Annotated in this window: 18 protein-coding genes; 17 read left to right on the top strand and 1 reads right to left on the bottom strand. The window is 33.8% G+C overall.

What is annotated here, in order from left to right:
- Positions 1 to 111: 111 nt before the first annotated feature.
- The 16 genes from A9G44_RS08855 to A9G44_RS08780 all read left to right on the top strand — a co-directional run bounded on the left by A9G44_RS08855 (position 112) and on the right by A9G44_RS08780 (position 20,389).
- Positions 112 to 2,793: an inverse autotransporter beta domain-containing protein gene (locus A9G44_RS08855; RefSeq protein WP_065610485.1), complete on the top strand. Its 2,682-nt coding sequence runs from the start codon at positions 112 to 114 to the stop codon at positions 2,791 to 2,793.
- A gap of 139 nt (positions 2,794 to 2,932) precedes the next feature.
- Positions 2,933 to 3,913 carry a hypothetical protein gene (locus A9G44_RS08850; RefSeq protein WP_065610483.1) on the top strand — a complete coding sequence of 327 codons (981 nt, stop codon included), beginning with the start codon at positions 2,933 to 2,935 and terminating at the stop codon, positions 3,911 to 3,913.
- Positions 3,914 to 4,058: 145 nt separating this feature from the next.
- Complete coding sequence (locus A9G44_RS08845) at positions 4,059 to 4,265, top strand: YheU family protein (RefSeq protein WP_065575078.1); 207 nt, start codon at positions 4,059 to 4,061, stop codon at positions 4,263 to 4,265.
- 85 nt (positions 4,266 to 4,350) lie between these two features.
- On the top strand, positions 4,351 to 4,980 hold the full coding sequence (gene crp, locus A9G44_RS08840) for a cAMP-activated global transcriptional regulator CRP (protein ID WP_034910269.1): 630 nt from the start codon (positions 4,351 to 4,353) through the stop codon (positions 4,978 to 4,980).
- Positions 4,981 to 5,032: 52 nt separating this feature from the next.
- Positions 5,033 to 5,764, top strand: coding sequence for an isoprenyl transferase (locus A9G44_RS08835; protein WP_218837572.1), 732 nt, complete (start codon positions 5,033 to 5,035; stop codon positions 5,762 to 5,764).
- Positions 5,758 to 6,600: a phosphatidate cytidylyltransferase gene (locus A9G44_RS08830; protein WP_065610479.1), complete on the top strand. Its 843-nt coding sequence runs from the start codon at positions 5,758 to 5,760 to the stop codon at positions 6,598 to 6,600. The genes A9G44_RS08835 and A9G44_RS08830 overlap by 7 nt, the downstream gene beginning before the upstream one ends.
- 13 nt (positions 6,601 to 6,613) lie before the next feature.
- Positions 6,614 to 7,933, top strand: coding sequence for an RIP metalloprotease RseP (rseP, locus tag A9G44_RS08825; RefSeq protein WP_081298305.1), 1,320 nt, complete (start codon positions 6,614 to 6,616; stop codon positions 7,931 to 7,933).
- 25 nt (positions 7,934 to 7,958) lie between these two features.
- Positions 7,959 to 10,382 (top strand): outer membrane protein assembly factor BamA, encoded by a 2,424-nt coding sequence (gene bamA / locus A9G44_RS08820; protein ID WP_065610477.1) that lies wholly within the window; start codon positions 7,959 to 7,961, stop codon positions 10,380 to 10,382.
- A 38-nt stretch (positions 10,383 to 10,420) separates the two neighbouring features.
- Positions 10,421 to 10,909 carry an OmpH family outer membrane protein gene (locus A9G44_RS08815; RefSeq protein ID WP_034910255.1) on the top strand — a complete coding sequence of 163 codons (489 nt, stop codon included), beginning with the start codon at positions 10,421 to 10,423 and terminating at the stop codon, positions 10,907 to 10,909.
- Positions 10,909 to 11,937 carry a UDP-3-O-(3-hydroxymyristoyl)glucosamine N-acyltransferase gene (lpxD, locus tag A9G44_RS08810; protein WP_065610475.1) on the top strand — a complete coding sequence of 343 codons (1,029 nt, stop codon included), beginning with the start codon at positions 10,909 to 10,911 and terminating at the stop codon, positions 11,935 to 11,937. Before A9G44_RS08815 ends, lpxD begins: the two co-directional genes overlap by 1 nt.
- Positions 11,938 to 12,043: 106 nt before the next feature.
- On the top strand, positions 12,044 to 13,345 hold the full coding sequence (gene tig / locus A9G44_RS08805) for a trigger factor (RefSeq protein WP_065610473.1): 1,302 nt from the start codon (positions 12,044 to 12,046) through the stop codon (positions 13,343 to 13,345).
- A gap of 93 nt (positions 13,346 to 13,438) precedes the next feature.
- A complete protein-coding gene (clpP, locus tag A9G44_RS08800) occupies positions 13,439 to 14,041 on the top strand; it encodes an ATP-dependent Clp endopeptidase proteolytic subunit ClpP (protein ID WP_034910250.1) in 603 nt (200 codons plus the stop codon).
- Between the two features lie 10 nt (positions 14,042 to 14,051).
- Complete coding sequence (gene clpX / locus A9G44_RS08795; protein WP_034910245.1) at positions 14,052 to 15,326, top strand: ATP-dependent protease ATP-binding subunit ClpX; 1,275 nt, start codon at positions 14,052 to 14,054, stop codon at positions 15,324 to 15,326.
- 188 nt (positions 15,327 to 15,514) lie between these two features.
- Positions 15,515 to 17,929, top strand: coding sequence for an endopeptidase La (lon, locus tag A9G44_RS08790; RefSeq protein ID WP_051634143.1), 2,415 nt, complete (start codon positions 15,515 to 15,517; stop codon positions 17,927 to 17,929).
- A gap of 135 nt (positions 17,930 to 18,064) precedes the next feature.
- Entirely contained in the window at positions 18,065 to 19,924 is a 1,860-nt protein-coding gene (locus tag A9G44_RS08785) for a SurA N-terminal domain-containing protein (RefSeq protein WP_065610471.1), read from the top strand.
- A 153-nt stretch (positions 19,925 to 20,077) separates the two neighbouring features.
- A complete protein-coding gene (locus tag A9G44_RS08780; protein ID WP_034910242.1) occupies positions 20,078 to 20,389 on the top strand; it encodes a ComEA family DNA-binding protein in 312 nt (103 codons plus the stop codon).
- Positions 20,390 to 20,433: 44 nt separating this feature from the next.
- Here A9G44_RS08780 and priA read toward each other — a convergent pair whose 3' ends face one another.
- Positions 20,434 to 22,602, bottom strand: a complete 2,169-nt coding sequence (gene priA / locus A9G44_RS08775; RefSeq protein WP_065610469.1) for a primosomal protein N' — start codon at positions 22,600 to 22,602, stop codon at positions 20,434 to 20,436.
- A 201-nt stretch (positions 22,603 to 22,803) separates the two neighbouring features.
- Here priA and moaC point away from each other — a divergent pair, with 201 nt between their 5' ends.
- Positions 22,804 to 23,289: a cyclic pyranopterin monophosphate synthase MoaC gene (gene moaC, locus A9G44_RS08770; protein WP_034910235.1), complete on the top strand. Its 486-nt coding sequence runs from the start codon at positions 22,804 to 22,806 to the stop codon at positions 23,287 to 23,289.
- Positions 23,290 to 23,292 lie beyond the last annotated feature (3 nt).

Raw genomic sequence — 23,292 nt, 5'->3', positions numbered from 1 at the left:
AATAGTAAAAATTAATAAGAAATAATTATATTGCTATTTAAAATTAGAAATTGATATTGGCAATAGATTTCATATTATGTGCTTTATCGGTGAAATATAAGGAATATTAAGATGAGAAAGAATCTTAATTTAACGGTTATCTCTGCATTTGTAATAGCTACATTAGGATGGCAATCTGCTTTTGCTTCTGAAGCTCAAGTATCGCAAGGTCCTATAGATAGTAATAAAATAATTGAGTTAAAAGATGGTACGAAAGCTCGTGAGATGCTTAACAATCAGCAACGTAGTCTTTATCAAATTGCACTTTTAAGTAGTATCTCTATTTCAGAATTACGTGCAATGAATGCGGGGCGTTTTGATAAAAAAGATGTTGTTGAGATTGGTGAGCGTATAGTTCTGCCTGAGAATTCACCATTGTTACCTGCAATTAAATTAAACGATGATAAAAAAGATGAACACGCCAATTTACCTCAATTAGGATCAGATGATAATTACGATGTAAAAAAGGATAAAGACGCACTATCAACTCAAATAGCTTCAACATTACAAACTTTAGCTAGCCAAGACTGGAAACAAATAACTTCGCCAGACAATGGTGGTCTATCCCAACATTTAAAAAACAAGGGTAAAGATTACGCAGAAAGTTATGTACGAAATGGGGTTAAAAACCAAGTTGTTGATCCAGTACGTAATGCTGTACAGGATTTTTTAGGTCGTTTTGGTACAGCTCAGTTACAATTTGATTTAAGTGATAAAGGCGAATTTAACAATGTCAATTTGAAGTTATTTAGCCCATGGTATGACACAGAAGATACATTAATATTTAGCCAAATATCATTTCAGGAATATGAACACAACCGTCGAATAGGTAACTTTGGTATTGGTCAGCGTTGGGATGTTGCTGATAAAAAATGGTTACTTGGTTATAACGTATTTTTTGACCATGATTTCCAGCGTTCACACAACCGTTTAGGTATTGGTGCCGAAGCTTGGACTGATTATATGAAATTTGCTGCTAACTATTATCATCCGTTATCAGACTGGAAGGATTCTAAAGATTTTGATGATTATTTAGAACGAGCAGCAAGAGGCTTTGATGTTCGATTCCAAGGATATTTACCGCAATATCCACATTTGGGCGGATCACTGATGTATGAACAATACTATGGTGATAAAGTTGCTTTATTTGGTAAAGATAATTTACAAAAAGACCCGCGAGCAATTACTGTCGGTCTTGATTATACACCAGTTCCACTTTTCACTATTAAGGCTGAGCATAAACGAGGTCAAGACAATAAAAAGGCAACTAAAGCTGAACTTACAATGAACTATCGTATAGGTACACCGTTAAAAGATCAGTTAGATCCAGATATGGTTCAATCTGCTCGTTCCTTAAAAGGTAGTCGTTATGATTTAGTTGATCGTAATAACTATATCGTTCTTGAATATAAAGAAAAGAAAATATCGGTCGATTTAGGGCTTGAGCAAACTCAGTTAATCGAAGGACAAGCCTATCCGCTAAATATCAGTGTTCACAATGCTAAGAACTTATCAAGTTTAGTATGGTCTGGTGATATGCTTGAAATTGACGCTGGAGGTGGTTTTTTATGTATTGCTACAGGTGGATGTACGGCTTCTTCATGGCTTAATCCACCAGCCGATGTAAATAATTGGCAAATTGTTGCTCCTAGTTATGTTGATCAAGATGGTCAGCGTCGCCCAGTTAGTACAAATGGCAAATATTCTTTATCAGTATCAGTCACTGATAGCCGAGGAAAATCTGCAACATCTAATGCTGTAAGTTTTGAAGTGTTACCCGACCCAGCAATGCGTAAAATTGGTGTATGGGCAATTGATAAAGGTGGAAATAAAACAGCAATGGCGATGAATCCAGCCGATGGTGTAAGTACAGTCACAGTGTTGGCGACATTGGTTAAACCTAAGGTTCCGAATGGTTCAATTGCATCAGGGCAAGATGTAGATGGTTTTAGTGACGAAGAACTTATGGAACGTATACCAAATACTTTTGAATCAGTACTAAAAGGTTGGACAGCAACAAGTAATGGTAAAAAATTAACACTGATTAATGGTACATCTGGAAATGTTACTGCTTGTCCTGCTCAAGAAGCATGCGTTATTGTAAAGTCTTTTGAAAAAGTCAAAAAAGGGCAAAAAGTATCAGCTAAGGCCTCGACTGCAGCTGGTGTTGAAGTAATTGGCGATAGTTATACTTTAGATGTTGCCTCAAATGTTGAGGGTATTGTTGATTTTTCTATCGAGATTGAGCAGTTTGGCTCCTCATTTAATAAAGCGTCTGTAGATTTTTCTGGCGGTAAAGCTGGATTATTAGAAGTTTATCGTAAGGATGGTACATTAGTTGCTCAACAAAACGGTCATTTACTTGTATTTGATCCTCAAGGACCAAAAGAGTGGAAAGTCGATAGTGAATATTACGTTAAAGCTTATGCTTCTGATGGCATAACCGAAATTGTGAATCCTTTCGTTATCTGGTCATTGGTTGGTTCAAATGAAAAGGCATGTCCAGGTCAAGCTGCAACAGCTGAGTTGCCGGACTCATTATCAAATGCCAATGGTCCATGGTTTAATGTTGCCATGGGAGAAAATGCACACTACACAATAAAAAGCTTAAAAACAAATAGTTATGCTTCATTGGGCAAAAGTATCGATAAGGTTGCCGGAGCACCAACGTATTTAAATTTAGAACCAATAAATGTATCACAGCTAGCATGTGCAGGAGATCAAGGATTTAAACTGCAAGTAGTTGTTAACTAATAGTGATTAAAAGGCTAGTAGAGTAATAGATTTTAGGCTAGCGAATGAATTCGGTAGCCTATAATAGGGAACACCAACAAAATGGTGTATTTATATAAATACAACATGTTAATTTATAGAGAAAAATAGGAAGTTAAACATGAAAAATTTTACAATTAAAAAAGTTGCATTAGGCTTATTTTTAGCTGGTTATGCAGCAAGCAGCGCATTTGCTTTAAATGCTCAGACTCAAAGCCTTATTGAAGGTAATGCTCCAGTGCTTTATTCTAGATCTGATAGTACAGTACCTAATACTCTTAGTGTAAAATTTGCCTCTGACGACAAAGGTAATAACCTACTTGGCAAAGATGATAAAATCAACGTTGGTAACTATATGGTTATTTCATATGATCTAAGAGATGAAGATGGTGATGAAGATACTGGACAGATTTTAGAATCACTTACACTCCATGTTAAAGTAGGGGATGCTTGGAAAAATATAGAAAGAAAAGAGCTTGTGGCTAGCCGAGAAAAAGGTAAAATTGTAATCAAACTTGATGACAATTTTGCTGGTGCAACTCAAATCGGTTTCACTTTACAAGAAAAAACCGAGTTTGGTTTACCGAGTGAAGGTGAATGGTTAAGGGTTGGTAATATCTGGAACCAAAATAAACCAGAATCTAATAAAGACAAAAAAGAACTTACACCACCTGGAGATGATAATTCGACTGGTCCTAGCCCTGATGATGAAGATCGTCCAGTAGTTCCTGGTCCAATTATTTCTCCAGACTTCAAACTTGCTATTTATAAAGTAGGTGATAATGGTGTTCCAGGTACTATAGACTATGGTACTACTACTGAAATCCCTAAATATGGCGAAAAATTTGTAGTTAAGGTTTTAAATAATAATGGTGATGATTTCACATCTTCATTCGAATTTGAATGGAAGCTTAAAGGTAAGTATGGCAAATCTGGAGAAGAAGTTGAAGCACTAGATGACGTGCTTACTGAAGGTACTACAATTGTACTGGGTGCTGAGAAAGACAATGATGGTAAGTGGAAGCAAACTCATAACTCAATGTACAATTCTGTGTACAAAGCTGGTGCTCAAGGTTATTTCCTACAAGTTAACACAAAATAACTTGAAATTTGATCATATGCAGTGTGCAAAACAAAACCACTCTTCGGAGTGGTTTTTTATTGACTATATGCATAACTTGGTGATGCTTTATATTATTTAAATGTTGTTATAAAATAACTAGAAATCTAATTTACTATCATCAAATATGATTATTCCTTGGCAAAATCTTGATCCACAAACATTAAATAACCTAATTGAATATTTTGTATTACGTGAAGGCACTGACTACGGTTTACAAGAAAAATCGCTCCAAGAAAAAGTTAATGATGTTAAACTTCAATTAGAGAATGGTTCAGCAGCACTTTTTTGGTCTCAATTACATGAAACAATTGATATTAAACTAATTAAATAGCAGTTAAAATGATTGTTTGTATATGATTTAGTGCGTAACTTTGTTATAGTGTTAGTGTTGTAACTAAAATGGAGAGGTAGGATTAATGATTGGTAAACAACAGTCGGATACAACGTTAGAATGGTTTTTATCTCATTGCCATATTCATAAATATCCAGCTAAGAGTACCCTTATACATCAAGGCGAAAAAGCAGAAACTCTCTATTATATTTTGAAAGGCTCTGTTGCGGTATTGATTAAAGATGATGAAGGCAACGAAATGATTTTGTCTTACTTAAATCAAAATCAGTTTTTAGGCGAATTAGGTCTTTTTGAAGAAGACACAGAGCGAAGCGCTTGGGTTAAAGCTAAAACAAGTTGTGAAGTGGCCGAAATTTCATACAAAAAATTTAAGCAACTTGTTCAAGTTAATCCTGATATTTTAATGCGTCTTGCCAGTCAAATGGCTAGCCGATTACAAGTAACATCTGAAAAAGTTAGTAATTTAGCATTTTTAGATGTTGCAGGGCGTATAGCACAAACACTTCTAAATCTTGCTAAACAACCCGATGCAATGACACACCCAGATGGTATGCAAATCAAAATTACGCGTCAAGAAATAGGTCAAATTGTTGGCTGTTCGCGTGAAACAGTTGGTCGAATTTTAAAAATGCTTGAAGATCAACATTTGATTTCTGCACATGGTAAAACAATTGTAGTTTATGGTACGCGTTAATTGGACAAAATAATATAATTAATATAATGATTGCGACAATATGAGATATTGCATGACACAAGAAAGATCTATTCCTAGTCATGTGGCTATAATTATGGATGGTAATGGTCGCTGGGCACAGCAACATAACCAGTTACGAGCTATTGGTCATCGAGCAGGCTTGAAAGCAGTTCGAAAAATTGTAGCTTATGCGGCAAAAATAAAGATAAAAGTCCTTACTTTATATGCTTTTAGTAGTGAAAATTGGAAACGTCCACACAATGAAGTTTCTGCCCTAATTTCCCTTTTTATTTATGCATTAAATCGTGAGATAAAAAGTTTAAATAAAAATAATGTTCGTTTGAATATTATTGGTGATATTTCTCGCTTTAGTGAACATTTACAAAATATGATTATTCATGCGCAAAATTTAACGAAAAACAATTCTGGACTAGTACTAAATATTGCTGCTAACTATGGCGGACGTTGGGATATTTTGCAGTCAGCAAAAAAAATTGCTATGCAAGTTACTAACGGAGAAATTAGTTTAGATGATATTACTGAGGATAGTTTTGGCTCAACAATGTGTATGAGCGAATTTCCTGAAGTTGATTTAGTTATTCGTACTGGTGGAGAATATCGAATTAGTAATTTTTTGTTATGGCAAATTGCTTATTCTGAACTCTATTTTACCAATACTTTATGGCCTGATTTTAATCAATCTTTATTTGATGAAGCAATCAATGCATTTAATGCCAGAGAACGACGCTTTGGTGGTATTCATAATAAGGAGCATTCATGTTAATCCATCGCATACTTGCAGCAGTTGTGCTTATTCCGCTTGTGGTAGCAGTTCTTTTTTTTGTTCCATTACCCGTGTTTTCTTTCACCATTATTCTGGTTTGTGGATTAGCCGCATGGGAGTGGACTCAGTTTCTTCATATTAGTAAAAAATATTTAAAATTAATTTTTTCTTTTTCAATTGTTATTTTATTGGGCATACTTTATTTGGTTCCAGATTCTATTGAATTTAAAATGAATTTATATAGTATAATTTTATTTTTATCAATCATATGGTGGTTAACTGCTTTGTTTTTAGTAAGTAGCTATCCAGCCACGACAAAGTATTGGTGTAATTCAATCTTTATAAAGTTACTATTTGCTTTTTTTACGATAGCACCGTTCTTTATTAGTATGGTCGAATTAAGAGCAATTAACTACAATTCTAATTCTTATACGGGTGCAATTTGGTTGCTTTATGTCTTTGTGCTAGTATGGGCGACAGATACTGGAGCTTATTTTGTTGGGCGATCATTTGGTAAACGAAAATTAGCCGCGAAAGTATCCCCAGGTAAAACTATAGAAGGATTTATAGGTGGTATTAGTGTAGCAATTGCAATTAGTTTAATTGCTTACATGCTTAACATGTTTGACATGACTTTCAGTACATTTTTTATTAGCTCTTTGTTAGCGATTTTAGTTTCGGTTTTAGGTGATTTAACTGAAAGTATGTTTAAGCGTGAAGCAAATATTAAAGATAGTGGTCACTTAATTCCTGGTCATGGTGGAGTTTTAGATCGCATTGATAGCTTAACTGCTGCCGTTCCTGTTTTTGCTACATTAGCTTTTTACTTATTATAAAAGGTAATAGATTTTGTTGTGGTCGCTGTTATTGTTTGTTATTACCATGAGTATATTGGTTACTATTCATGAGTTTGGGCATTTTTGTGTTGCTCGTTTGTGCAAGGTTCAAGTTGAATGTTTCTCAATTGGTTTTGGTAAAAAAATATGGTCTCATAAATTTTTAAGCGGAACCGAATTGGTAATTGCTATGATTCCGCTTGGTGGTTATGTTAAAATGCTCGACGGTAGAGCAACAACATTATCAAGCGATAACGAAAACTTTGCATTTGATAGAAAAAAAATTTGGCAAAGAACTGCAATTATTTTTGCTGGTCCATTTGCTAATTTTATATTAGCCTTAATTATCTATTGGGTCATTTTTTTGATGGGTGTAGTTGTTTATCCTGTTAAAATAAAAGAAGTTATACCTAATACACCAGCTTCTACAGTAATAATTCCAGCTGGTGCAGAATTGAAAACTATTAATAATATAAAAGTAGAAACATGGAATGATGTAAATTCAGCCTTAATTGCGGCAATGGGAAAAACTAATGTGTCTTTTTCTTATATTGATAGCTTTGGTGATGATAACCAGAAAGAAGTTAACAAAAATGTAGATATCAGTAATTGGCATTTTGATATAGAAAAGGATTCGACAATTACTGCCTTTGGTTTTGTTCCTGAAAAGGTGAAAGTTTATCCAATTGTGAGTAAAATTGTATCGGGTTCGGCTGCTGAGAAAGCAGGTTTGTGTGTTGGGGATAAAATTATTGGTTATAATGATCACTCATACGTTGATTGGAATGATTTTTCCAATACAATTAAAACAGCTCAAGCAATGATGTTAAAAGTTAATCGAGAAAATATAGTTATTTATCTTAAACTCGTGCCAACTATTGGAGCAGATGGAAAAGGTGTTGCTGGTTTGTATCCCAAGTCTGATGCAAGAGTTATGCAGTATGGTTTTTTAGAAAGTTTTAATAAAGGTATGGCGCAAACAGTGTTAACCACGAAGTTAACGATTCGTTCGCTTTATCAATTAGTAACAGGTGTTATTGGTCTAAAACATTTGTCTGGACCAATAACAATAGCAAAAAGCGCAGGGCAAACAGCAAGTTATGGTTTTACCTCTTACTTATATTTTCTAGCTTTTATTAGTATAAGTTTGGGCGTTATCAATCTTGTTCCATTACCTATGTTAGATGGCGGGCACCTTGTTTTTTTATTATTTGAAAAGATAAAAGGTAAAGCCTTATCAAATGAAGTACAAGAACGATTTTCTCGTATTGGCTTTTTTTTATTGATGGTAATAATGGGAATTGCACTATTTAATGATATTTTACGATTGTGATGGGATGAGGTTATAAACATTTACGATGAAAATAAATAAATTACTTATAGCATCTTTGTTGTTTAGTACTACAGCAGTATATAGTTCCAATGCATTTTGTGTTGATGATTTTGTAGTAAAAGACATCAAATTTGAAGGTTTGCAACGTGTTACTGTTGGAGCAGCATTACTTGAAATGCCTATTCAAGTCGGTGATTATGTTAATGAAGCTGATTTAGGCCGTATCATCAAATCACTATATTCCAGTGGAAACTTTGATAATATTACCGTTTCTCGTGATGGTGATAGGTTAATTGTTCATGTTCAAGAACGCCCTACTATTGCTAGCATAACTTTTTCCGGTAATAAGTCTGTTAAAGATGAGATGCTGAAAAAAAATTTAGATAGTTCGGGTATCCGTGAAGGTGAAGCATTAGATCGTACTATGCTTTCAGGTATAGAAAAAGGCTTAGAAGATTTTTACTATAGTGTTGGTAAATATAATGCTCAAATCAAAGCTGTTGTAACTCCGTTGTCACGTAATCGTGTTGATTTAAAATTAGTTGTAGCTGAAGGTAAATCGGCACTAATTGATCAGATTAATATTGTTGGTGCTAAAGCTTTTTCATCTGAAGAACTTATTTCGCGTTTTACTTTGCGTGATGAAGTACCTTGGTGGAATATGCTTGGAGATCGCAAATATCAAAAACAAAAATTGGCAGCAGATTTAGATGAATTACAAAGTTTTTATTTAAATCGTGGTTATGCTCGTTTTAACATTGAGTCAACGCAAGTTAGTTTAACGCCAGACAAAAAAGGCATATACGTTACAATTAATATTCATGAAGGTGAACAGTATAAGTTATCTCAACTTGAATTTATGGGTAATTTTGCTGGTCATAAAGGCGAGATTTCCAAAATTGCTAATGAAAAAGTAAAAGTTGGTGAACTTTATAATGGTAAAAAAATTACTGAAATTGAAGATGGCGTTAAGCGTCTACTTGCTAATTTCGGTTATGCGTACCCTAGAGTATCAATTCAGCCTGAAATGGATGATGTCGCACATACGGTTAAATTAGTTGTTCTTGTTGATGTGGGTGAACGTTTTTATGTTCGTAAAATTAAAATAGTTGGCAATACTGTAACCAGCGAAAGTGTAATTCGCCGTGAGCTTCGACAAATGGAGGGGGCTTGGTTAAGTAATGGATTAGTTGAATTGGGTAAAGAACGTTTAAACCGACTTGGATTTTTTGATACTGTTGAAGCAAATACTGAACGTGTGCCTGGTATTGATGATCAAGTCGATATTATTTATAAAGTTGCTGAACGTAATACTGGTAGTATCAAATTTGGTATTGGTGTTGGTTCTGATAGTGGTGTTAGTTTCAATGCCGGTATTTCTCAAGATAACTGGTTGGGAACAGGTAACAGTGTCTCATTTGATGTTAACACAACTGATACAGATAAAACTGCATCTATTTCTATCGTTGATCCTTATTTTACCGTTGATGGTGTAAGTTTAGGGGGTAGTATTTATTATAATACCTATAAAAATGACGATAAAGATGATGAATCAGAATATTCAAGTAAAACTTGGGGCGCATCAGCTAATTTAGGATTCCCAATTAGTGAAAATAATTTTGTTCGTTTTGGTTCTGAATTTGCTAACCATAAGTTATCTGGTATGCAAGCGCAATATGGAATGTGGCGTTATTTCAACTCTATGGGTGAAAAAGTGAATAATAAAAGTTCTATTTCATTTGATACTAATGATTTATTATTAAATGCTTATTGGACATATAACTCTTTAGATCGTGGATTTTTCCCTACTGATGGACTTAAAATAACAGCTAATGCTAAAGTCACAGCACCATTATTTGAAAATAGGTTCTATAAACTAGTTTCAGATGCGTCTTACTATTATCCTATTGACAATGACCATAACTGGATCTTTTTAACTCGTGCTCGATTAGGCTATGGTGGCGGTTTAGGTGGAAAAGAGTTACCTTTTTATGAAAACTTCTATGCTGGTGGTGCCTCAGTACTACGTGGGTTTAAATCAAATACTGTAGGTCCTAAAGCGGTATATCTTAATAAAAGTGGAGTTTGCGATAGCTTAGATAATACATCTGGATGTACAAAATCAAAAGATGCTGTAGGTGGTAATGCTATAGCTTTTGCAAGTACAGAGCTAATTCTTCCAACGCCATTTGCTAGCGAAAAATATGCTGATAATATTAGAACATCACTATTTTTCGATGCAGGTACTGTATGGGATACTGAATGGAATTTAAAAGGAAAAAATATCCCTGATTATAGTTCTCCATCGGATATTAGGATGTCTGCTGGGCTTGCCGTGCAATGGATGTCTCCATTAGGTCCTTTAGTCTTTTCTTATGCTCAACCGTTTAAGAAATATGATGGCGATTCAACTCAACAGTTTCAATTTAATATAGGTTCTACATGGTAATTCCATGTTATAAAATAGAAAACAAATAGGTGATTAAAGTGAAAAAAATTATATATTTTCTTAGTGTTAGTACGGCGTTACTTTTTGCAGGCTTTGTAAATGCTGAAGTAAAGATTGGTGTAGTCGATGTTATGTCAGTATTACAACGCATGCCTCAACGCGAATCGGTTGGTAAAGCATTGGATAGTGAATTTGAAGCAAGAGCTAAATCATTACAAGCTGAAGAAAAGAAAGCAAATGAAGCTGCTGCACGATTAAAAAAAGATGGTTTAACATTATCTTCATCTGAAAAAACGAAATTAAATAAAACAATTTCTGATTTTGAAAATAAAGCTAAGGCTTTTTCTGCAGATTATCGTAAGCGTGAAACAGAAGAAGCAGAGAAATTATTAATTAAAATCCAAGAAGCTATTAAAGATATAGTCGCAAAAGAAAAATACGATATTATTTTAAAAGCAGAAGCCACCTTATCAGCTTCAGATGCGGTTGACATTTCAGACAAAGTGTTGGAAAAGGTTAAAAAATAATGTTTTCCTTTCGTTTAGAGCAATTAGCTAAGCAACTTGATGCTAGGTTGCATGGTGATGGTGATTTAGCCATCACTGGTATAGCATCAATGAATAGTGCTATATCAGGTCAAATTACATTTTTATCTGATAAGAAGTTACAAAAGAATTTATTAGAATGCAAAGCTTCTGCTGTGGTAATGACAGAAGAGAGTCTTGAGCATTGGAATGGTGCAGCCCTTATTGTAAAAGATCCATACCTTGCATATGCAAAATTAGCACAATACCTAGATACTACTCCAGCTCCAGCTAAGGATATAGCTACATCAGCAGTGATTGATTCGACAGCTCAATTAGGTAGTAATGTTTCTATTGGCGCTAATGCTGTTATCGAAAGCGGTGTGATATTAGGAGATGATTGTATCATTGGAGCAGGGTGTTTTGTTGGAAAAAATACAACAATAGGTGCAGGTACAAAATTATGGGCTAATGTTTCTATTTATCATAATTGTATTATTGGAGAAAATTGCCTGATTCAATCTGGGTCTGTAATTGGTGCAGATGGATTTGGTTATGCTAATGATAAAGGGAACTGGGTTAAAATTCCTCAATTAGGGCGTGTTGTCATTGGCAATAACGTTGAAATTGGTGCCTCAACGACAATTGATCGCGGTGCTCTTGATGATACTATTATTGGTAATGGTGTTATTATTGACAATCAATGTCAGATTGCTCATAACGATGTAATTGGAGATCATACGGCTGTTGCTGGCGGTGTTATTATGGCTGGAAGTTTAACTATTGGTCGACACTGTTTAATCGGTGGTGCAAGTGTTATTAATGGACATATGGAAATATGTGATCAAGTTACAGTAACAGGTATGGGTATGGTAATGCGTCCAATTACACAGCCTGGTGTTTATTCATCAGGTATCCCATTGCAAGAAAACAAAGTATGGCGAAAAACGGCATCATTAGTTTTACATATTGACGAAATGAATAAACGCCTGAAAGCGCTTGAGAAGAAACTATTAAATGTCTCGACGTAGACGATTACGGTCGGTATAATGCATGCCTATTTTTTAATTTTTTAGCTCAATTATCGTTTTTATATAATTATGAGCAAATAATATTCAATAATTTCGAGGTATAAACATGCAAGTTTCGGTAGAAACAACACAAGGATTAGGTCGACGTTTATCTATTACAATTAAAGCTGAAGATATTAAAAAAGCGGTTGATAAAGAGCTTATTAATACAGCAAAAAAAGTACGTATTGATGGTTTTCGTAAAGGAAAAGTCCCTTTAAAAATTGTTGAACAACGTTATGGTGCTTCTATTTTACAAGATGCTTTAGGCGATTTGATGCAACGGAATTTTGTTGACGCTATTATTCAAGAAAAATTAAATCCAGCCGGAGCTCCGACTTATACTCCACAAGAATATAAAAATGGTGAAGACTATACATTTACTGTTGAATTTGAAGTTTACCCAGAAATAAAAGTTGAAAATTTAGATAAAATTGAAGTTGAAAAACCAGTTGCACAAGTTGCTGATGCAGATGTTGAAACAATGATTGAAACATTACGCAAACAACAAGGTACTTGGAAAGAAGTTGAAAAAGCGGCTGAAGAGCAATACCGTGTTACTTTGGATTTTGTCGGTCAAGTCGATGGCGCAGAGTTTGATGGAGGTAAGGCTAATGATTTTGCATTAGTATTAGGGCAAGGCCGTATGATTCCAGGTTTTGAAGATGCAATTATTGGTCATAAAGTAGGTGATAAGTTTGATATTAATGTGACTTTCCCTGAGGACTATCATGCTGAAAACCTAAAAGGTAAACCTGCCGTATTCGCATCTACACTTAAGAAGGTTGAAGAACTTGAATTACCTGAACTAACCGAAGATGTTGTTAAACGTTTTGGTATTGTAGATGGTACCGTTGAAAGTTTGCGAGCTGAAGTTCGTAAAAATATGACAAGAGAACTCAACGCAACAATTCGTAACAAAGTAAAAACACAAGCTATTGATGGTTTAGTTAAAAATAATGAGATTGATATACCAGTGGCATTAATCGATCGTGAAATTGATGTGTTACGTCAACAAGCATTATCTCGCTTTGGTGGTAATGTCAAACAAGGTATGGAATTACCGAAAGAATTATTTGAAGCTGAGGCTAAAAAACGTGTTGCTACAGGCTTATTATTTAGTGAAATAATTGAAAGTAATAAATTAACTGCAGACGAATCACGCATTCAAGCATTAATTGATGAAATTGCGACTGCATATGAAGATCCAAAGGAAGTTTCAGAATATTATCACAAAGATAAAAAAGCAATGGAGAATATTCGAGCTGTTGCATTAGAAGATCAAGTTGTAGAACTGTTGTTAGCTAGTGCGAAAGTAACAGAAAAAAATTATTCATTTTCTGAATTAATGAATCAGCAGATGGCTTAATCTATTAGCCTTTTCATTTAATTTAAAAACGCTCACTTTTAAGCCCAAATATGTATTATCTGTTTGGGCTATTTTGTTAATTAGGAGATAAAAATGCCTTTAGAATCATATATGGGTGTTATTCCAATGGTAGTTGAACAAAGCTCTCGGGGTGAACGAGCTTATGATATTTACTCACGGCTATTAAAAGAGCGAGTTATATTTTTGACGGGACAAGTTGAAGATAATATGGCAAACCTTATTATTGCTCAAATGTTGTTTCTAGAAGCAGAGAATCCTGATAAAGATATCCATTTGTATATCAATTCACCTGGTGGAGTTGTTACAGCTGGTATGGCTATTTATGATACAATGCAATTTATAAAACCAGATGTTAGTACAATTTGTTTGGGACAGGCTTGTTCAATGGGGTCATTGCTTTTAACAGCTGGAGCTAAAGGTAAACGTTATTGCTTACCAAATGCACGTGTCATGATTCACCAACCATTAGGTGGTTTTCAAGGACAGGCTTCTGATATCCAAATACATGCACAAGAGATTTTACAGGTAAAAAACCGATTAAATAATATTTTAGCAATGCACACAGGTCAAGATATTAGTGTGATTGAAAAAGATACCGACCGTGATAATTTTATGTCTGCGGATAAAGCAGTTGAATATGGTTTAGTTGATGCCATATATAGTAAACGATCTTAATGTTGGGTAGGTGGTAAACGTGAATAAAGAAAGTTCAAAAAAATTACTCTATTGTACTTTTTGTGGTAAAAGTGAGCATGAAGTCCGTAAACTTATTGCTGGTCCATCATCTATTTATATTTGTAATGAATGTATAGGATTATGTAATGATATTTTAAAAGAAGAGAAAAAAAGTTTTCTTTCTCATGAAGAGTTTATTAGTAAACCATTACCAACACCACACGAAATTAGAGAGCATCTTGATGAATATGTAATAGGTCAAGAAAGAGCTAAAAAAGTTTTGTCTGTCGCTGTTTATAATCATTACAAGCGCTTACGTAACCATGCTAGTCGTAGTGATGTTGAATTAGGCAAAAGTAATATTTTGCTTATAGGACCTACTGGTAGTGGTAAAACGTTATTAGCTGAAACTTTAGCTCGTTTTTTAGACGTTCCTTTTGCTATGGCCGATGCAACAACATTAACTGAAGCAGGTTATGTTGGTGAAGATGTAGAGAATATTATTCAAAAATTATTACAGAATTGTGATTATGATGTTGAAAAAGCTCAGAGGGGTATTATTTACGTTGATGAAATCGATAAAATTTCACGAAAATCGGATAACCCATCTATTACTAGAGATGTTTCTGGTGAGGGAGTTCAACAGGCTTTATTGAAAATTATTGAAGGCACTATTGCTTCAGTTCCGCCAAAAGGTGGACGTAAACATCCTCAGCAGGAGTTTTTGCAAGTAGATACTTCAAAAATTCTATTTATTTGCGGTGGTGCATTTAGTGGTTTGGATAAAGTCATTGAAAATCGTGTATCAATTAACACAGGAATAGGTTTTGGTGCTGAGGTAACAAGTACTAAAAATAAACTTTCTGAGTCGGAGCTATTAGCTAAAATTGAGGCTGAAGACTTAGTTAAGTTTGGTTTAATTCCTGAGTTTATCGGAAGATTACCTGTTATAGGAACATTATCCGAATTAGATAAAAATGCTTTAATTAATATTCTGACGGAACCTAAAAACGCCTTGACTAAACAATTTCAAACTTTGTTTGAGTTAGATGGTGTTGAACTTGAGTTTACGAGAGAAGCCTTGGATGCTATCGCTATAAAAGCGATGCAAAGAAAAACAGGAGCGAGAGGTTTGCGTTCAATTGTTGAAAATATATTATTAGATACAATGTATGACTTACCATCAATGGATACTATTAACAAAGTAATTGTTGAAAAAGAAACCGTTGAACAATCTCTAGCACCGAAATTAATCCATCGTGAAGATGCTGAAATCTCGGCTTGAAATATATATTTGCCATCATAGATATGATGGCAAGAGCTATACCTCAAATTAATATTAAAGCAAAATTTCAGTAAATACTGTCAAGATGTTCTAGAATTAGTGTATGTTAAAACAAAAAAGATAGGCTTGAATATCTAAAAATGACCCCAATATTTATCTAATAGATTTGTACTACTAGAGAGAATAAAATGAAAATAAAACGAACTAAACAAATGATTATGCCTATTTTACCATTGCGTGATGTTGTTGTATTTCCACATATGGTAATTCCTCTCTTTGTTGGTAGAAGTAAATCAATACGTTGCTTAGAAGCTGCAATGGAAATGGATAAGCAAGTCTTTCTTGTAACCCAAAAAAATCCTTCTCAAGATGATCCTGATATAGATGATTTATATGATGTCGGAACTGTGGCCAATGTTTTACAATTACTTCAATTACCAGATGGAACAGTAAAAGTTCTTGTTGAAGGTATTGCAAGAGCTAAAATGAATGACATTGTTGAGAACAACGATTATGAATTTTTTATTGCAAAAGTCAAACCATTAAGTGAAGTAAAAAAAGCCGCGGATATAAGTGAGGCTATGATACGCTTAACTTTATCTAACTTTGATGAATACTCAAAACTAAACAAAAAAATAACTCAGGAAGTTGTTGATTCTATACGTTTTTTGAAAGAACCTTCACGTTTAGCCGACTCTATTGCTGCAACTCTATTCTTGAAAGTTGAACAAAAACAAGAGATTTTAGAAACCGCTAATCTTATAAAGCGTTTCGAATTGCTTATTTCATTGATGGAATCAGAAATTGATTTACTACAAGTTGAAAAAAATATTCGACAACGAGTTAAACAACAAATGGAAAAGGCTCAAAGGGAGTATTACCTCAATGAGCAAATTAAAGCTATTCATAAAGAGTTAGGCGATATAGATAATAAACCTGATGAATATGAAGAATTAAAAGAAAAAATTACTAAAGCTAAAATGCCAAAAGAAGCTACAGATAAAGCATTAGCTGAGCTTAATAAACTTAAAATGATGCCAGCGATGTCTGCTGAGGCAACGGTTGTTAGGGGATATATTGATTGGATGCTTCAAGTTCCTTGGTATAAGCGTAGTAACGTTAAAAAAGATATTGAAGCTGCACAAAAAGTTTTAGATAAAGATCATTATGGACTTGAACGTGTAAAAGATAGAATTTTAGAATATTTAGCAGTTCAAGGCCGTGTTAATAAAGTTAAAGGTCCAATTTTATGTTTAGTTGGTCCTCCTGGTGTGGGGAAAACGTCACTTGGTCAATCAATTGCTAAAGCGACAGGACGTCAGTATATACGAATGGCGCTTGGTGGTGTACGTGACGAAGCTGAGATACGTGGACATAGGCGTACATATATTGGTTCGATGCCAGGTAAATTAATTCAACGCATGGTGAAAGTGGGGGTTAAGAATCCGTTATTTTTATTAGATGAGATAGATAAGATGGCATCGGATATGCGTGGCGACCCTGCATCTGCATTATTGGAAGTACTTGATCCTGAACAAAATAATGCTTTTAGTGACCATTATTTAGAAGTTGACTACGATTTATCTGATGTGATGTTTGTTGCAACGGCTAACTCTATGAATATTCCTGCGCCATTATTGGATAGGATGGAAGTTATTCGTCTTTCTGGCTATACAGAAGATGAGAAATTGAATATAGCAAAGCAACACCTAATTGCTAAGCAGATTGAAAATAATGGTTTGAAATCAAAAGAAATCAGTATTGATGACTCAGCTATTATTGGAATCATTCGTTATTATACGCGGGAAGCTGGGGTTAGAAACCTAGAAAGAGAGATTGCAAAAATTTGTCGTAAAGTTGTTAAGCAATTAGCATTAAATAATAAATTGAAAAAGGTAATTGTGACACAGGATAACTTAAAAGATTTCTTGGGAATACAGCGTTTTGATTACGGTAAGGCAGATAACGAAAACCGCATTGGACAAGTTATTGGTCTTGCTTGGACAGAAGTGGGGGGAGATTTACTTACTATTGAATCTGTAAGTGTTTTAGGTAAAGGAAAATTGACTTACACTGGTTCATTAGGTGATGTTATGCAAGAATCGATTCAAACGGCATTAACAGTTGTTCGATCTCGTGCAGAAAAATTGGGTATTAATAGTGATTTTTATGAAAAACGCGATATCCATGTGCATGTGCCTGATGGAGCAACACCAAAAGATGGGCCGAGTGCAGGTATAGCAATGTGTACTTCACTAATTTCAACATTAACGGGTAATCCAGTTCGCTCTGATGTTGCTATGACGGGCGAAATAACATTACGCGGTGAAGTTTTACCTATCGGCGGATTAAAAGAAAAGTTATTAGCTGCACACCGAGGTGGAATTAAAACTGTATTGATTCCAATGGATAATGTTAAAGACTTGGAAGATATTCCTGATAATGTAAAATCTGAAGTTGATATACATCCAGTAAAATGGATTGATGATGTGCTTACAATTGCATTGCAGAATAATCCATTTGGTATAGAGCCAGTACCAACAACTAGAAAAGCTATTAAGAAATTAAAAAATAGCGTCGATAATTCAGCTATATTAAACTAGTTATTTATTAATTTAATAAAAGATCAACTCTATGTTGATCTTTTTTTTATGCTACATAACATTCGGACAATAGCCAATTTAGTTAAATATGCTATACTTTTACAATTCAACATTTGGTATGGAGAATCGCAATAAATGATGGAGACAATCCGAACAGCAGCAAATAATATTGTTGTTAAGATTATTTTTGCAATAATTATTTTATGTTTTATTTTCACTGGCGTCGGATTTCTAGGCTTTGGTGGCAGTGTAAGTGTTCAAGATCAACAGAAATATATCGCAAAAGTTGATGGTGAAGGTATTAGTCGGGCCGAATTCGAAGCTCAAGCTAGAGCAGTAACAGCGAATGCTGGAGGCGATAGTTCTTTTATCAAAAAATTACGCCGTAATGTTTTATCTTATCAAATTGATAATTATTTAGCTTATAAATTTTCAGAAAAAGTTGGTGTAGCTATTAGTAATGATCAAATCAAAAAGTTTATCAAAAAACAAAAAGAGTTTTTTAAAGATGGTAAATTTGATAATCAGACATATTTAAACCTTCTAGCTGAAAATAATTTTACTCCAGATAGTTATGCTGAAATTATAAGAACAGTATTACAGCAACAACAGACTGTTAATGCTATAATAAATAGTAATTTTATTCTGCCAATTGATTCTGAAATAGCTTCTCTTAAAAATCAAACTAGAAGTGTATATGCTACTTCTGTTAATGCTTCTGTAAGTGATATTGATGAGTCGAATATTACGTTAGATGATGAACAAAAATATTATAACGAACATTCAAAAGATTTTTTTAAAAATGAGCGTGTAAAAGTTAAATATATTATGACTTCTGACGAATCTTTGAGAAAAACAATTAGCGTTACTGAAAAAGAAATTAAAAATGAGTATGATAAAAATATTAAAACTTATTCATATCCAGCTAAGAGAGCTTATAGTGTAATTTTTGTGACTAATAAAGAACAAGCTAATGAAATTGCAAAGGATCTTTCGTCTGGAGCTGATTTTGATACTATTGCTAAAACTGTTAATCAGAATCATGATATTTCACCTTATGGCAAAAATGGTTCATTAGGCTGGTTTGCTGATGATGATTCATTACCTCAAGTTTTTAAAGATGCTCAATTAAAGAAAGTAGGGAAAATCTCATCGCCAATAGCCGTTGATAGTGGTTACGCAATAGTGAAATTAGATGGTATACAACCTAAAAAAGTTATGGATTTCGATTATGCTAAATACCAAATCAAGCCAAAACTCACTGAACAAAAAATACAAAAAGCTTTAGAAAATGAAGAGAATAAAATTAAAACTGCATTACATGATTCTCCTAAAAGTATTGAAGAGCTTGCTAACAAACTTGGATTTGAAGTAAAGACCTCAAATTGGATATCTTTCAACGATAAGTTTTCACTTGCTGCTCATCCTGAGGTTAGGGATGTGATTTTTAGTGAAGAAATGATAGTCGATGGTAAGGCAACGGATAAAATTTCTGATTTAATACCTGTAGATAGGAGTTTTGGGAAGTTTGATTTTGTTGTACAAACAGTTGATTATCGTCCTGAAGGTATAGCTCCATTTGATGAGGTTAAAGATGATATTCATAAAAAACTTTTTACAGAAAAGGCTCAAAGCCAGTTTAGATCTAGTGTTGATAATATATTGACTCAACTTAACGAAACTGGAAAAGCCAAAAATGTCCAATTTGCAAAAAAATATGTTTTGAATCGAAATTCAACAGAACTTGATCAAAAAGTTGTTAATATGGTCTTTAATTTAAATCCTTCAGTATCTGGGAAGACTGTTTATGGTGTGGAATTTTTAGATGATAAAAATGCTTATATTGTTGCGCTAACTAAGGTAGATACCCCAACAGAATATGAAGATATTTCTTCTGAGTTGTTACCTTTATTTATTAATAATACGCATTATTATCTTGCTGCTGACATACGCTCTAAGGCTAAGATAGAAATTATGCCTGATTCCAATTTGTGATTTAACTCCCAAAATAGTAGAAATAATTGAAAAAATGAAAAGTCACTTAGGTGGCTTTTCTCATTTTTATTATTAATGAAATTTTTTTATTTGATGAAGTGAGATAGTTATAAAGCAAATTTAATTGCGTAACTATTTTATGAGGTTAATCAAATGAAAGTATTTTCAATATTATGTATTATATTATCAAGTTTTATTTTTTCGAATATAAGCTTTGCTAATTCGGTTCCAGAAACACCAACTTCCGTTAAACAAGAACAAAAACAAGTTGTTCAAGTAAATATCAATACTGCAACAGCAGAAGAATTATCAAAAGTATTGACTGGAATTGGGGCAAGTAAAGCTCAGAAGATTATAGAATATCGGGAAAAGTTTGGCCCTTTTGTTTCAGTTGAGCAGCTAAAGGAAGTTTCAGGTATTGGACAGGCAACATTGGATAAAAACGCTGGTAAAATAATATTATAATTTATTATCTCCACTAATTAATTATTGGTGGAGATAATATCAATCTAATTATCAATAGGATCAACATCAATGCTCCATCTTACTTTTGATGTTTCGCTCCATTTTCCTATTACGATTAATAGTTGATCCAAAATTTTCTGTAATTGTTGTCTGCTTGTATGTTGAAGTAGTAATTGCCAACGATGATATCCTGCTTTTTTCGGTTGACTTGCAGGCATTGGCCCCAACTGCCATAAAGTATTATTACTATGTTCTTTTAGCCAATCATGCACATGTTGTAAGAATGCTGGAGCGTAATGATTGTTACGATCAGCTGCACGAATTAATGTTTGGTAACTAAACGGAGGTAATTGTGTATGTTGCCGTTCTTGTAACGTTAGTTTGGCAAATCTTTCATAACCTTGAGTTAGTAAAATATTGAGCAAAGGGTGATCTGGATGATATGTTTGTAAAATAACTTGCCCAGCTTTAGTTTCTCGACCCGCTCTTCCTGATACTTGAGTATAAATTTGGGCAAATCGTTCAGTTGCCCGAAAATCATTTGAAAATAAAGCACCATCCACATCAACAATTCCAACCAAGGTTACATCTGGAAAATGATGTCCTTTAGCTAAAATTTGTGTACCAACTAGAATGTGTGCTCCTCCTTGTTGGATACTTTGTAAATAGTTATCTAATGCGCCTTTTTTACTCACTGTATCTCGATCAATGCGACTAATTTTGATATTAGGAAAAAGGATTTCTAGTTGTTGTTCAAGTTGTTCTGTTCCAAACCCAATAGGCATTAAATGTGTTGAACCACATTTTGGGCATTGTTTAGGAACTGTTCTTGGTGTATCGCAATAATGACATATGAGTTTATGTTGTTTTTGATGTAATGTATAAGGTTTATCACAGCGAGGACATTCAGCAATCCAACCGCAATCATGGCATATTAATAATGGTGAAAAACCTCGGCGATTTAAAAATAGCATTACCTGATTATTATTAGATAAATGCTTTTTTATTTGTTCAATTAATGGTTGAGATAAACCAGCAGTAAGTACTAACCCACGCAGATCCAAAATTGACTGTTTGGCTAGCATTGCATTACCGGCTCTTTCGGTTAATTGTAATAAATGATATTTGTGATTTTGCGCATTATTGAGTGTTTCAAGTGAAGGTGTTGCAGAACCTAAAACAATTGGAATATTGTTAAATTTTGCGCGGATAATTGCTAGATCTCGAGCATGATAACGCCAACCTTCTTGTTGCTTATAAGAACTATCATGCTCTTCATCAATAATAATCATTCCTAAGTCTTTAAAGGGAGTAAAAAGTGATGAGCGAGTGCCAACAACAATAGCATTTTCACCATGTTGACTTCTTAACCAAACAGAGAGTCTTTGCTTATCCGTTAATCCTGAGTGTAAAATATCAATTGGCGCATTAAAGCGTTTTTTAAAACGTCCAATTGTTTGCGGTGTTAACCCAATTTCTGGAACTAGTACTAATGCTTGTTTACCTGTAGCTAATATATTAGATAGTATGTTTAAATATACTTCTGTTTTACCCGAACCAGTCACTCCTTCTAATAAAAATACTTCAAATTGATGATTTTTGTTGTTGATTGTTTCTATAGCATAGGTCTGTTCTTTATTTAGCTGAATTGAACTAGTATTTGTTGAAAAATTGGTTTGCCATTGAATATTATCGGATTGGCAGTTTACTTGTTCTATAAGATTTTTTTTCTGTAATTCTTTATAAATAGTGTTATTTACGTCATTTTCAGAAAGAGTATTATTTCTGAATGATGATAATAATAATTTTTGTTTTGGAGTCCGTGATAACGATTCTAAATCAATATTTTTACCCAACTGAGTTAATTGCCATTGTTTTATATCTTCCTTGATTGCTTTTCGCCCTTGTCGTAATAAAACAGGTATAGAATGGAATAGAACTTCGCCAATAGGATAATGGTAATAACTAGCTGCCCAGTTTAACAACTGCCAAATAGAAGGCGTAAAAACAGGTTCAGTATCAATGACAGTTGTAATCGTTTTTAAGCTTTCAATATCAAATTCGGTTTTTTCGTCAATACTAACAATAATTCCTATTGCGTCACGTTTACCGAAAGGAACTTTAACCCGCATTCCAACTTGAGCTGGTTTAGTTAATTGATAATCAAATATTTGGTAAAGAGGTACAGGTAAGGCTATATGAGCGATAAGCATTAAAAATCACAAGTATTATAATTTATATAAAGCTATATTGTACGCAGTTTTTACATAACCCGCAAAAGTTATAAAAACAATCTAGTTTTTATTCATCTAGATTTATTACATTAATAGCCTTAAAAGGATTAGTAGTAACTATTAATAAAATTTGCTATCTTGGTAAAAATTGATGATTAATAAAATGTTAAGGATTAAAGGATGAGTGAATCATTTTCGCACATTAATCAGCGAGGTGAAGCTTATATGGTTGATGTGTCTGAAAAACTAATAACAACACGCGAAGCAAGAGCTGAGTCATTAGTCTTAATGAATTCTGAAACACTGAAGATGATTATTGAGGGTAAACATCATAAAGGCGATGTTTTTGCAACAGCAAGAATTGCAGGGATTCAAGCTGCTAAAAAGACTTGGGAGCTTATTCCGCTTTGTCATCCACTTTTTTTGAGTAAAATTGAAATTAACATAGAAGTAGATCAAATAAAAAATTGTGTTCGAGTTCAATCGTTTTGTCGATTGAATGGGCAAACTGGTGTTGAAATGGAAGCAATGGTTGCTGCATCCGTTGCTGCTTTAACCATTTACGATATGTGCAAAGCGGTTCAAAAAGATATGGTGATTTCTCAAGTAAGATTGTTGACGAAGAGTGGTGGTAGGTCAGGGGACTTTATTGCCCAAAAGGTTTAATAG

This window comes from Gilliamella sp. Occ4-3 (assembly GCF_001690675.1).
GTDB lineage: Bacteria > Pseudomonadota > Gammaproteobacteria > Enterobacterales > Orbaceae > Gilliamella > Gilliamella bombi.
This window is presented reverse-complemented; position numbering and strand designations above follow the sequence as displayed.